Origin of the sequence: Kineosporia succinea (assembly GCF_030811555.1) — a bacterium.
GTDB lineage: Bacteria > Actinomycetota > Actinomycetes > Actinomycetales > Kineosporiaceae > Kineosporia > Kineosporia succinea.
In genome coordinates, this window is sequence record NZ_JAUSQZ010000001.1 from 450,351 (window position 1) to 462,495 (window position 12,145).

At 71.2% G+C, this 12,145-nt stretch carries 10 protein-coding genes; 1 reads left to right on the top strand and 9 read right to left on the bottom strand.

Translation table 11 applies throughout. From position 1 onward, the window contains the following. Positions 1-34 precede the first annotated feature (34 nt). The 4 genes from pgsA to J2S57_RS02060 all read right to left on the bottom strand — a co-directional run bounded on the left by pgsA (position 35) and on the right by J2S57_RS02060 (position 5,717). Positions 35-619, bottom strand: coding sequence for a CDP-diacylglycerol--glycerol-3-phosphate 3-phosphatidyltransferase (gene pgsA, locus J2S57_RS02045; RefSeq protein ID WP_307237625.1), 585 nt, complete (start codon positions 617-619; stop codon positions 35-37). After that, positions 616-2,133, bottom strand: a complete 1,518-nt coding sequence (gene rimO / locus J2S57_RS02050; protein ID WP_307237627.1) for a 30S ribosomal protein S12 methylthiotransferase RimO — start codon at positions 2,131-2,133, stop codon at positions 616-618. Before rimO ends, pgsA begins: the two co-directional genes overlap by 4 nt. A gap of 244 nt (positions 2,134-2,377) precedes the next feature. Continuing rightward, positions 2,378-3,037: an NYN domain-containing protein gene (locus J2S57_RS02055; protein ID WP_307237630.1), complete on the bottom strand. Its 660-nt coding sequence runs from the start codon at positions 3,035-3,037 to the stop codon at positions 2,378-2,380. Positions 3,038-3,041: 4 nt separating this feature from the next. Beyond that, positions 3,042-5,717 (bottom strand): FtsK/SpoIIIE family DNA translocase, encoded by a 2,676-nt coding sequence (locus tag J2S57_RS02060; protein WP_307237632.1) that lies wholly within the window; start codon positions 5,715-5,717, stop codon positions 3,042-3,044. A 164-nt stretch (positions 5,718-5,881) separates the two neighbouring features. Here J2S57_RS02060 and J2S57_RS02065 point away from each other — a divergent pair, with 164 nt between their 5' ends. Then, a complete protein-coding gene (locus J2S57_RS02065; RefSeq protein ID WP_307237634.1) occupies positions 5,882-7,162 on the top strand; it encodes an SGNH/GDSL hydrolase family protein in 1,281 nt (426 codons plus the stop codon). A gap of 58 nt (positions 7,163-7,220) precedes the next feature. Here the strand turns inward: J2S57_RS02065 and J2S57_RS02070 are convergent, their stop codons facing one another. The 5 genes from J2S57_RS02070 to J2S57_RS02090 form a co-directional block, all read right to left on the bottom strand. Beyond that, complete coding sequence (locus tag J2S57_RS02070) at positions 7,221-8,909, bottom strand: ribonuclease J (RefSeq protein ID WP_307237636.1); 1,689 nt, start codon at positions 8,907-8,909, stop codon at positions 7,221-7,223. A gap of 70 nt (positions 8,910-8,979) precedes the next feature. Next, entirely contained in the window at positions 8,980-9,879 is a 900-nt protein-coding gene (dapA, locus tag J2S57_RS02075) for a 4-hydroxy-tetrahydrodipicolinate synthase (protein ID WP_307237638.1), read from the bottom strand. A 279-nt stretch (positions 9,880-10,158) separates the two neighbouring features. Next, positions 10,159-10,644 (bottom strand): dihydrofolate reductase, encoded by a 486-nt coding sequence (locus J2S57_RS02080; RefSeq protein WP_307237640.1) that lies wholly within the window; start codon positions 10,642-10,644, stop codon positions 10,159-10,161. Next, positions 10,644-11,441 (bottom strand): thymidylate synthase, encoded by a 798-nt coding sequence (locus tag J2S57_RS02085; RefSeq protein ID WP_307237642.1) that lies wholly within the window; start codon positions 11,439-11,441, stop codon positions 10,644-10,646. Before J2S57_RS02085 ends, J2S57_RS02080 begins: the two co-directional genes overlap by 1 nt. Then, positions 11,438-12,112: an HAD-IA family hydrolase gene (locus tag J2S57_RS02090; protein ID WP_307237644.1), complete on the bottom strand. Its 675-nt coding sequence runs from the start codon at positions 12,110-12,112 to the stop codon at positions 11,438-11,440. Before J2S57_RS02090 ends, J2S57_RS02085 begins: the two co-directional genes overlap by 4 nt. Positions 12,113-12,145: the final 33 nt, after the last annotated feature.

The following is a 12,145-nucleotide window of genomic DNA, read 5'->3' on the forward strand; positions in this document are numbered from 1 at the left end:
ACAACCCCGGCCGGTCGCCGGGCGCACCCGGCACCTAGGCCGGGGTCCCGCCTCTCGCGGTACGGCGCAGGCGCACGGCCTGGAAGACGTAGTCGAGGCCCGTCCCCAGCGTCAGGGCCACGGCCACGGCCATCGCCACGAAGGCCACCGGCTCCACCACGGAGGGCAGGGGGCAGACCATGAGCATGATCGCGAACGACTGGGCAACGGTCTTCACCTTGCCACCGCGCGAGGCCGCCATCACGCCGTAGCGGATCATGAAGAAGCGCATGACGGTGATGCCGAGCTCGCGGAAGAGCACCAGCACGGTGACCCACCACCACAGCGCCCCGATGATCGACAGCGAGATCAGGGCGGCGCCGATCAGGGCCTTGTCGGCGATCGGGTCGGCGATCTTGCCCAGGTCGGTGACCAGGCCGCGACTGCGGGCCAGGTCGCCGTCGATGCGGTCGGTGATGATCGCGGCGCCGAAGGCCACCGTGGCCGCGATGCGCCAGCTGGTCTCGTGCCCGTCGCCGTGCAGCATCAGGAAGGCGAACAACGGGACCAGCGCGATGCGCAGCCCCGTCAGCGCGTTCGCGATGTTCCAGTTGCTGGGCGCCGTGGTCGTGGCGCTCACCCTGCTGAGGTCACCGCGACGGACGGGACACCGTCGAGGGCGGAGACGGGTGAGGCGACCAGGTCGACCCCGAGGGACTCGGTGACCACCGCGTCCACCCATTCGCCGGGCGTGGCCGAAACCCCCGGCAGCAGCACCTGCCCGTCGACCTCGGGGCCCTGGTGACCGGCCCGGCCGACCACGGTGTCCGGATCGTCTTCGTCGACACCCTCGACGAGCACGCGCACGCGCTCGCCGATCCGCTCCTCGGCCCGCTGCGCCGTGAGCTCCTCGACCAGGCCGGTGATGTGCGAGACCCGGTCGGCGATCTCGTCGGCCGACAGCTTGCCGTCGAGCCCGGCGGCCTCGGTGCCGTCTTCGTCGGAGTAGCCGAACACGCCGACCACGTCGAGGCGGGCCTCGGTCAGGAAGCCGGCCAGCTCCTCGACGTCGGCCTCGGTCTCGCCCGGGAACCCGACGATCACGTTGGACCGGACGCCGGCCAGCGGGCTCTTCTGGCGCACGGTGCCGAGCAGGCTCAGGAAGTCGCCGGTGCTGCCGAAGCGGCGCATCCGCCGCAGCACCGCGTTGGACGAGTGCTGGAACGAGAGGTCGAAGTACGGGGCCACGCCGGGCGTGGTGGCGATCGCGTCGAGCAGACCGGGACGCAGCTCGGCCGGCTGCAGGTAGGAGACCCGCACCAGGTCGATGCCCTCGACCGCGGTCAGCTCGGGCAGCAGCGTCTCGAGCAGGCGGATGTCACCCAGGTCCTTGCCGTACGAGGTGGAGTTCTCGCTGACCAGGAACAGCTCCTTGACGCCGCGCTCGGCCAGCCAGCGGGCCTCGGTGAGCACGTCGGCCGGGCGGCGCGACAGGAAGGCACCACGGAAGGCCGGGATGGCGCAGAACGCGCAGCGGCGGTCGCAGCCGGAGGCCAGCTTGAGCGGGGCCCAGGGCCGGCCGTCGAGACGGCGGCGGATCACCCGCGGGCCGCTCACCGGGGCCACGCCGTCGGGCAGGTCGCCGATGATCACCGGGTCGGACGAGGCGCCGTGACCGGGCACCGAGACCCCGGCGCCGGCACCGGCGCGCGCGGAGGGCGTCAGCGGCAGCAGCGTGCGCCGGTCGACCGGCACGTGCGACTTCGGCTTCTCACCGTGCAGGATCGCGTCGAGGTGGGTGGAGAGGTCGGCGTAGGAGTCGAACCCGAGCACCGCGTCGGCCTCGGGCAGCGACTCGGCCAGCTGCTCGCCGTACCGCTCGGCCATGCAGCCGACGGCCACGACGGCCTTGGTGCGGGCCGGGCCGTCTTTCAGCTCGGCCGCCTCCATCAGCACGTCGATGGAGTCTTTCTTCGCCTGCTCGACGAAGCCGCAGGTGTTGACCACCGCGACGTCGGCGTTCTCGGCGTCGTCGACGAGCTCCCACCCGGCAGCGGCCAGGCGACCGGCCAATTCTTCCGAATCGACCTCGTTCCTGGTGCATCCCAGGGTGACCAGAGCGACGGAACGGGTGTCGGAACGAGGGGCAACCACGGCCACAGACTACTGGCCGTTTCGGTGTGCCGTTTCTGCCCTGGCCCCGAAGGCGCCGGATGTGAGCAGGTTGTGAGTCCCGGAAGCCCCGTTCGGAGGGCGAACCGCAGCGGTCCCGACCCCCGACGGCAGGCGACCCGGCCGCGTTCGGCGACCGGGTCGTCCACCATCGGACCGCCCTGGGGACAGCAGTCGGACCGCCCTGGGGACAGCAGTCGGACCGCCCCGGGGACAGCAGCTGAGCTCAGGCGCCGGTGTTCGCGCCGGCGTTCTCGTTGAGCAGCGAGCGCATCGAGCGCGTCGGCTGCAGCCACGCACCACCGGCGGGCAGGTTGTCGAGACGCACGCGCGGCAGCGGCGTGGTGAAGGCCCCGGGCACGTCCTCGAGGTCGACGAACCGGATCACCTCGGACTCCTGCGCGTAGCCCGCCACCTCGACGAACGACAGCACGGTGACGTCGACGCCCTCGCGCGCCAGCTCCTCGAGCGGCTCGTTGAAGTTACGCCCGTCACCGCTGGCCACCACCAGACGCCGCAGCGTGTGGGTGCGGTGCCGTTCGGCGATGTGGGCCAGCATGTCGGCGTCCACGTCGTCGAGCGGGCCCAGCTTGGGCCGGGCGAACACCGCGTAACCGAACGACCGGATGGCCTCCACCCAGCCCCGCATGGTGGCGGCGCCACCGGGCGGCACGTTCGCGAACACCGCGCCCTCGACCTCCCGCTCGCCCGCCTGGGCCAGCAGCCACTTGGCGACCGCGTCGAACCGCGGCCGGGACTGGGCCGAGGGACGGCCGCCGATCACGTTCGAGAGCGTCATGTCGATGTTGGGCGCGTCCCAGACCAGCAGGTCCAGCTCGGTACCGGTCACATCGTCCGCAGAAAGGGGGGCGGCTTCCTCGCCCATTTCGTCAATCATCATCCATACCTGGTTCCCATAGATCTTCTACCCGCCCGGCATCGTCATCCGGCGGGGTCTCCCCCCGAATGAGAGCCAGCGTGCCAGGAAGATCGTCCGGTTTCACCATGACGTCACGGGCCTTGCTGCCCTCACTCGGTCCCACCACGCCACGGGACTCCAGCAGGTCCATCAGGCGACCGGCCTTCGCGAACCCGACCCGCAGCTTGCGCTGCAGCATCGAGGTCGACCCGAACTGCGAGGTGACGATCAGTTCGGCAGCCGCGAGCAGCAACTCAAGATCGTCACCGATGTCCTCGTCGATCTCCTTGCGCACCACCTGCGCGGCGACGTCCTCACGGTAGACCGGCTGGAGCTGCGTCTTGACATGCTCGACGACCCGCTCCACCTCGCTCTCGCTGACCCAGGCGCCCTGCACGCGCATGGGCTTGGAGGCACCCATCGGCAGGAACAGCGCGTCACCCTGGCCGATCAGCTTCTCCGCGCCGGGCTGGTCGAGCACCACCCGGGAGTCGGTGACCGAGCTGGTGGCGAACGCCATCCGCGACGGCACGTTGGCCTTGATCAGGCCGGTGACGACGTCGACCGACGGACGCTGGGTGGCCAGCACCAGGTGGATGCCGGCGGCGCGGGCGAGCTGGGTGATGCGGACGATCGCGTCCTCCACGTCCCGGGGGGCCACCATCATCAGGTCGGCGAGCTCGTCGACCACGACCAGGAGGTACGGGTACGGCGTGAGCTGCCGGTCGCTGCCCGGGGGCAGCACCACGGAGCCGTTGCGGATGGCCTTGTTGAAGTCGTCGACGTGCTTGAACCCGAACGCCGACAGGTCGTCGTACCGGGTGTCCATCTCCTTCACCACCCACTGGAGGGCCTCGGAGGCCTTCTTCGGGTTGGTGATGATCGGCGTGATCAGGTGCGGGATGCCCTCGTAGGCGGTCAGTTCCACGCGCTTGGGGTCAACCAGCACCATGCGCACCTCGTCGGGCGTGGAGCGCATCAGCAGCGACGTGATCATCGAGTTCACGAACGACGACTTACCCGCACCGGTGGCCCCGGCCACCAGCATGTGCGGCATCTTGGCCAGGTTCGCGATGACGTAGCCGCCCTCGACGTCCTTGCCCACGCCCATCACCATCGGGTGCTCGGAGCGGCGCGCGGTCTGGCTGCGCAGCACGTCGCCGAGCGAGACGGTCTCGCGGTCGGTGTTCGGGATCTCGATGCCGATCGCCGACTTGCCCGGGATCGGCGACAGGATGCGCACGTCGGCGCTGGCCACCGCGTAGGAGATGTTCTTGCTCAGCGCGGTGACCTTCTCGACCTTCACCGCCTGGCCGACCTCGACCTCGTAGCGGGTCACCGTCGGGCCCCGGCTGAAGCCGGTGACCTGCGCGTCGATGCCGAAGTCCTCGAACACCCGGGTGAGCGACTCGACCACCTTGTCGTTGGCCTCGCTGCGCTCCTTGGGCGGCGGGCCGGCGGCCAGGATGTCGGAGGGCGGCAGGTGGTAGGTCACGTCACCGGCGAGCAGCAGCTGCTCGACGCGCTCGGGCAGCTGGGTGGTCTCCGGGGCCTCGGGAGCCTTCGACGGGACCGGCTGGAGCTTGGCCGAGGGGGCGGGCGGCGGGGGCGGCGGAAGGTCGGGCTTCGGCTTCGGAGCGGCGCGGCCGGCGTCCATCAGCTCGGACAACCCGATCTCACCGGCCTCGCGCTCGCGGTCGGCCTCCTCGGCCGCGTCGAGGTCGAAGACCTTCTGCTTCTTGCGGGGCCTCGTCGGGATCGGCGCGGTGTCGCCGTCCTCCGGCTTCACGATCGCCTGGGCGTAGGCCTCGTCACCGTGCAGCGGGCCGTCGTCGTCGGAGTGCCCGCGGCGGCGACGGGTGAGGTAGCGCACGTCGTCGTCGGTGCCCATGCCGGTGAGCGAGTCGTGCAGGTACCGCAGGCGCTCGGGGATGGCGTAGACCGGGGTGGCGGTGACGACCAGGACGCCGAAGAAGGCCAGCAGCAACAGGATCGGCACGGCACCCCACAGGCTCACGCCGGCGTTCAGCGGGGCGGCGCTCAGGTAGCCGATCATGCCGCCCGCCGCGCGCATCTCGCGGGCGCCGTCGGAGGGGCCGGGGATGCCGGCGGCCAGGTGGGTCAGGCCGGTGGCGGAGACGCAGACCGCGGTGGTGCCGATGACGATCCGGTTGACCGAGGCGACCTCCTCGGGACGCCGCATCACCATCGTGCCCCAGACGAACAGCAGCAGGGGCAGCACCAGACCGACCTTGCCGACCGTGCCCGCGACGACCGCGTGCACGCCGACGCCGACCGCGCCCGGCAGCCCCCACCACTCACGGGCCGCCACCACGATCGCGGCGGCGATGAGGATGAAGCCGAGGCCGTCGCGGCGGTGGTCGGGGTCGAGGTCGCGGGCTCCCTGGCCGACCAGCCGCGCTCCCCCGCCGAGCAGGTGGGCGACGCCCATGTAGAGGGCCGCGAGCATGCGGAAGGGCAGGGCGGGACGGGACGGCGCGCTGCGGCGGGCGGGGGGTTTCGCGGCTGCCTTCTTGGCCGGCGCGCGGCCCTTGGACGCACTGGTGCTGCGGGAGCGGCCGGCCGCACTTCGGGAGGCAGCCGAGCGTGAAGATCTGCCGCCAGATGTGGACGTACGGGTCGCCATGGTGGCGAGGCTACGCGATAGCCACGCCTGATCACGGGTGCAACGCCGAGCGTCACGGGGCCGGGGTGAACGCCTGTTCCGTACTCAACTCTTTACCCCCTCGAGACTGACACACCGAAGGGGCGATTACGGGTGCACGCACCGGGCACCCTACATTCAGGGGCGTGCCGGCCCAGGAACTACGGGTGGACGCCGAGCCGGAAACCGGTGCGGCCCGCCCCTTGCATCATCATCCCTACACCCGACCGGCCCTGTTCGTGGTCGTGCTGGTCGCCGTGGCCGTGATCGCCGCGGTGGTCGGGATCCGGCGGCTCGAACCCGACCCGGTGCCCGCGTGGCCCGCCCAGGCCGGGCAGACCGGCTCGTCCACCTGCACCGATCCCTCGCGCAGCCAGCAGTGGCGGGTCTCGTGGACCGTGACCCCGCAGATCGGCGTGGTGCCGACCGCGATGGCCGCGCGCACGCTGCCCGACGGCGCCTGGACCGACCGCGGCGGCGACCGCTGGCAGCTGCGCTGGAACCAGGCCCCGGCCGAGGCCGCGGGCACCGACTTCGCCTGGGACCACTCGCTGACCGCGCCGATGTCGGGGCTGTCCGGGGTGGCCGTCTCGGCCGCGATGTCACCGCGGTACGTCACGCCGGACGGCGCCTGCACGGTCTACGCGGCCGCGTTCGGGCCGGGAGCCGTGGGCAAGGGCTCGGTCGCGGTGGTCGGCGACAGCCTGACCGCCCAGCTGATCGTGCCCGCCGTGGGGCAGGACGGCGGTGTGGCCGACGAGAACGTCCCGCCCGTCACCTCGAGCCTGTACCCGACGGCCGCGGCCGTCGGGAGCACCCCGTCCGCCGTCCCGACCACCTCGGTCCCCGAGCTGGGGCCGCTGGCCGCCTCTCTGACCGCGCTCGGGATGCGTCCGCAGGTGGACGGTCAGGGCGGGCGCCGCTGGGTGACCGACCCCGACGCGACCGAACCGATCGACCAGGCCAACTGGACGATGCTCGACGAGCTGCGCGGGCTGCGCGAGGCGGGCTCCGTGGTGGTGGCGCTGGGCACGAACGACGCCAGCTGGGCCAGCCAGGCCCGCACCGACGCGCAGTTCGAGGAACGGCTTAGCTGGACCCTGTCGAACCTGCAGAGCATGCTCGACGAGATGGCGGTGAGCGGGCACTGCACGGTGGTCATGAGCATGGCCAGCCAGGGCAAGAAGGGCACCGGCACCCAGCGCGGCGACCGGTTCGAGCTGGCCGCGGCGCGGATCAACGCGGTGCTGCGGGCCAATGCCGACAGCCAGGGCCGGCTCGCGTTCTACGACTGGGGCGCCCAGGGTGACCAGCACGCGTTCGGTACGGCGGACGCGTGGTTCGGCAAGGACACGATCCACCTGTCCCCCGCCGGGGTGCCGGCCTACGTGACGGCGATGACCGAGGCCGCGCGGCTCGGCTGCTGACCGCGGGACACGAAGAAGGGGGCGCCCACCACGGGCGCCCCCTTCTTTCCGTGCGGCCTCAGGCCTCGATCACCAGCGGGATGATCATCGGCCGGCGGCGGTAGGACTCGTTGACCCACCGGCCGACGACGCGCCGCACGATCTGCTGCAGCTGGTGCGTGTCGGTGTTGGTGCCATTGTTCGCGGCGTCGCGCAGCGCGTCGACGATGCGCGGGCGCACCTGGTCGAACACCGCCTCGTCCTCCGCGAAACCACGGGCGTGGATCTCCGGCCCGGCGACGACCTTGCCGCTGGCCGGGTCGACGACCACGATGATCGAGATGAAGCCCTCCTCACCGAGGATGCGCCGGTCTTTCAGGTCGGCCTCGGTGATCTCGCCGACCGTGGAGCCGTCGACGTAGACCAGACCGCAGTCGATCTTGCCGACCATCGTGGCCTTGCCGTCGATCAGGTCGACGACCACGCCGTCCTCGGCCACCAGCACGCGCTCACGCGGCACACCGGTCTTGATGGCCAGCTCCGCGTTCGCCACCAGGTGCCGCATCTCGCCGTGCACCGGCATGACGTTCTTCGGCTTGATGATGTTGTAGCAGTAGAGCAGCTCACCGGCGCTGGCGTGGCCGGAGACGTGCACCCGGGCGTTGCCCTGGTGCACGACCTTCGCGCCCAGGCGGGTCAGCCCGTTGATCACGCGGAACACCGAGTTCTCGTTGCCGGGGATGAGGGACGAGGCGAGCACCACGGTGTCGCCCACCCCCACCTCGACGCGGTGGTCGCGGTTGGCCATCCGCGAGAGTGCGGCCATCGGCTCACCCTGCGAGCCCGTGCACATCAGCACGACGCGCTCGTCGGGCAGGTCGCCCACGGCCTTGATGTCGATGAGGACACCCGGCGGGACGGTGAGGTAGCCCAGGTCGCGGGCGATACCCATGTTGCGCACCATCGAGCGGCCGACCAGGGCCACGCGGCGGTTGTGGGCGTGCGCGGCGTCGAGCACCTGCTGCACGCGGTGCACGTGCGAGGCGAACGAGGCCACGATGATGCGGCGCTCGGCCCCGGCGAACACCGAGTTCAGCACCGGGGTGATCTCGCGCTCGGAGATCGTGAAGCCCGGGACCTCGGCGTTGGTCGAGTCGGGCATGAACAGGTCGACGCCGGCCTCGCCGAGGCGGGCGAACGCGCGCAGGTCGGTGATCCGGCCGTCGAGCGGCAGCTGGTCCATCTTGAAGTCACCGGTGTGCAGGACGGTGCCCGCGGAGGTGGTGACGGCGACGGCCAGGGCATCCGGGATGGAGTGGTTCACCGCGACGAACTCGCAGCTGAACGGGCCGAACTCCTCGACCTGCCCCTCCTTCACGGCGAGCGTGATCGGGGTGATCCGGTGCTCCTTCAGCTTGGCCTCGACCAGGGCGAGGGTGAGCTGGGAGCCGACCAGGGGCAGGTCCTGCTTGAGACGCAGCAGGTAGGGCACCGCGCCGATGTGGTCTTCGTGGCCGTGCGTCAGCACCACGGCGACCACGTCGTCGAGACGGTCGGCGATGTAGGAGAAGTCGGGCAGGATCAGGTCGACGCCGGGCTGGTGGTCCTCCGGGAAGAGGACGCCGCAGTCGATGACCAGGAGCTTGCCCTGGTGCTCCAGCACCGCCATGTTGCGGCCGACCTCGCCGAGGCCACCGAGGGCGACGACGCGCAGGGCGCCGGCCCTGATGGCTCGCGGGGATCCGAGCTCGCTGAGGGTCTTGGTCACGCGGTCACCTCGCGGCGCGCGTCAGTGCCGGCGCGCGTCGAGAGCGCAGAGCCGGTGTGATTTGCCAGGTTCAAAGAAGTTTTGCCTCCTCGAGGTCGCTGCGCAGCAGCGCTACCTCCTCGTTCGTCGCCGCCATCTGCGGCAGTCGTACTGTTCTTGTGGGCAGTACACCCATGAGTTCCAGGGCGGCCTTCGCCATCACCGCGCCCTGTGCGCGGGTCATGACGCCGCGCACCGCGGGCAGTACCTCGGAGTTGATCCGCCGCGCGGTGACCAGGTCACCTGCGTCGACGGCCTCCACCATCCGGCGGTAGGGCCCGGCCGCGACATGGCCGACGACACTGATCATGCCGGAGGCGCCGATGCTGAGCCAGGGCAGGTTCAGCTGATCGGAGCCGGAGTACACCTCCAGGCCGGTGCTCTCGAGCAGCCAGGCCCCGGCGTACAGATCGTCTTTCGCATCCTTCACCGCGACGATACGCGGGTGCTCGGCCAGCGTCAGCAGCGTCTCGGTCTGGATCGGGATCCCCGAGCGGCCCGGGATGTCGTAGAGCATGACCGGCAGGCCGGTGGCGTCGGCGACCGCGGTGAAGTGCGCGACCAGACCGGCCTGCGAGGGCTTGGAGTAGTAGGGCGTGACCGCGAGCAGGCCGTTCGCGCCGGCCTTGGCGGCCTGGCGGGCGAGCTCGAGCGTGTGCGCCGTGTCGTTGGTGCCGATGCCCGCGATGATCACCGCGCGGTCGCCGGCGGCCTCGACCACGGCGCGCAGCAGCTGGTCTTTCTCGGCGTCGCTGGTGGTGGGCGACTCACCGGTGGTGCCGGACACCACGAGAGCGTCAGTGCCCGCCTCGACCAGGTGCACCGCCAGCTTCTGGGCGGCCTCGAGGTCGAGCTCTCCGGTGGCGGTGAACGGCGTGACCATGGCCACGCCGACGGAACCGAAGGATCGGGTGACGGGTTCCACGGGCATGGCGCAAAGGTACCGGGCGCCGGGGTGTGCGCGGCGACGGCCGACCGGGGACGCGCGGGCCCAGGCCACGCCGGGCGCAAGAGCTCCGGCCCACCCTACGCCGCACCCGCACAATCGGGCCGGAACACCGGCCGCGAGCAAGAATTTACGGCGGGACGGCCCGGACGTGAGTGAGTCCCGACGCTGACTCGCTCGGGGGTTCGAGCAGCGTCGGGACTCGCACAGCTCATCGGTCTGCCACGGGACGGTGTTACCGAAACCCGCGACACGTGCCACGGGTCACACGTCCGGCGTACGCCGATAGGTGGTGAAGCGGTACCGGGTGCCCGTGCGCGACTCCAGCCAGTCACCGGGCTCGCCCTCCCATCCGGCCCCGATCGCGGGGGCGTGGGTGTCGCCCTCCACGTCCAGGTCGATCTCGGTGACGACCAGCTCGACGGCCAGGGGCAGGTACTCGGCGTAGACCGCTCCCCCGCCGATGACCCAGACGTCCTGCGCCCTCCCGAGCGCCTCCTGAGGCGAGTGCACCACGCAGGCTCCCGGCGCGTCCCACATCGGGTCGCGGGTGAGCACCAGGTTGAGCCGGTCGGGCAGCGGGCGGAAGCGCTCGGGCAGCGAGTCCCAGGTGGCCCGGCCCATCACCACCGCGGACCCCTTGGTCAGGCGGCGGAAGTTGGCCTGGTCCTCGGGGACGTGCCAGGGGATGTCGCCGTCCCGGCCGATCACCCCGCCGCGGGCCTGGGCCCAGATCATGCGCACGCGCATCAGACGGCCACCTGCGCGCGGATCGCCGGGTGCGGGTCGTAGTCGACGATCTCGAGGTCGGCGTAGGTGTACTCGAACAGGCTCGCGGCCGGGGTGATCCGGATCTGCGGGAACGGACGCACGTCGCGGCTGAGCTGCTCGGTCACCTGCTCGACGTGGTTGTCGTAGATGTGGCAGTCGCCGCCGGTCCAGATCAGCTCGCCCGGCTCCAGACCGGTCTGCTGCGCCACCAGGTGCAGCAGCAGCGCGTAGCTGGCGATGTTGAACGGCACGCCCAGGAAGAGGTCGGCGCTGCGCTGGTAGACCTGCAGGCTGAGCTCGCCGTCGGCCACGTAGAACTGGAAGAGCAGGTGGCACGGCGGCAGCGCCATGTTCTCGATCTCGGCCACGTTCCAGGCCGACACGATCATCCGGCGCGAGTCCGGGTTGGTGCGGATGGTCTGCACCAGGTCGGCGATCTGGTCGACGTGTCCGCCGTCGGGCTTCGGCCACGAGCGCCACTGCACGCCGTAGACCGGGCCGAGTTCGCCCTCCGGGGAGGCCCATTCGTCCCAGATCGTGACGCCGTTCTCGTGCAGCCAGCCGATGTTCGAGTCACCGCGCAGGAACCACAGCAGCTCCACGGCCACCGACTTGAAGTGCACTTTCTTGGTCGTGATCAGGGGGAAGCCGTCACGCAGGTGGAAGCGCATCTGGTGGCCGAACACGCTGCGGGTGCCGGTGCCGGTGCGGTCCGACTTGGTGACGCCGGTGGACATCACGTGGGTCAGGAGGTCTTCGTACTGCGTCGACGTCATGAGCGCGACGCTACCCGGACGCCGGCCGTGGTGACGACGAAGCGCACGTGGGAGAGGTCTTTCACCACGGCGTCCGCCTCGAGCGTGTCGGCGCTGTGCGTGGTCGCCAGCGCCAGCCGGGCCGCGCCCGCCTCCTTGCCCGAGGTGAGACCCGCGGGCGCGTCCTCCACCACCAGGCAGTCGGCCGGGTCGACGCCGAGCCGCTGCGCGGGCAGCCGGTACGGCGCCGGGTCGGGCTTGCCGACCTCCACCATGTCGGCGGTGACCAGCACCTCGGGCGCGATCAGGCCGGACGTCGCGATCCGGGCGAGCGCGAGGTCGTGCACGCAGGACGTGGCGATCGCCGCCCGGCCGCTCGGGGCCAGGGCGGCCAGGGCCTCGGCGGCGCCGGGCAGCACGACGACCCCGTCGGTGTCCTCGGTCTCGATCTGCTCGATGCGGCGGGTGGCCACCTCCCACTGCTCCGGCGGCAGGAACTGCGACACGACCTGGGCCGCCGGGATCCCGTGCCAGGTGCCGAAACCGGTCAGGTGGACACCGAACTCGCCGGCCCAGCGCATCCACGAGCGCTCGACCGCGGGCGTGGAGTCGATGAGGGTGCCGTCCATGTCGAAGAGGACGGCGGCGAAGGTGCGCCCCGCGAGCGCGGTCAGGGATTCGTTGTCGGCCACGGCGCCAGGGTACGGGCCGGGTCCTGGGTGAAA

Bases quoted from the DNA above. Each gene is read 5' to 3' on its own strand.
- J2S57_RS02055 (WP_307237630.1), bottom strand. From the start codon at position 3,037: ATGGGCGAGGAAGCCGCCCCCCTTTCTGCGGACGATGTGACCGGTACC.
- J2S57_RS02085 (WP_307237642.1), bottom strand. From the start codon at position 11,441: ATGACGTCGACGCAGTACGAAGACCTCCTGACCCACGTGATGTCCACC.
- J2S57_RS02080 (WP_307237640.1), bottom strand. From the start codon at position 10,644: ATGCGCGTGCGCATGATCTGGGCCCAGGCCCGCGGCGGGGTGATCGGC.
- J2S57_RS02060 (WP_307237632.1), bottom strand. From the start codon at position 5,717: ATGGCGACCCGTACGTCCACATCTGGCGGCAGATCTTCACGCTCGGCT.
- dapA (WP_307237638.1), bottom strand. From the start codon at position 9,879: ATGCCCGTGGAACCCGTCACCCGATCCTTCGGTTCCGTCGGCGTGGCC.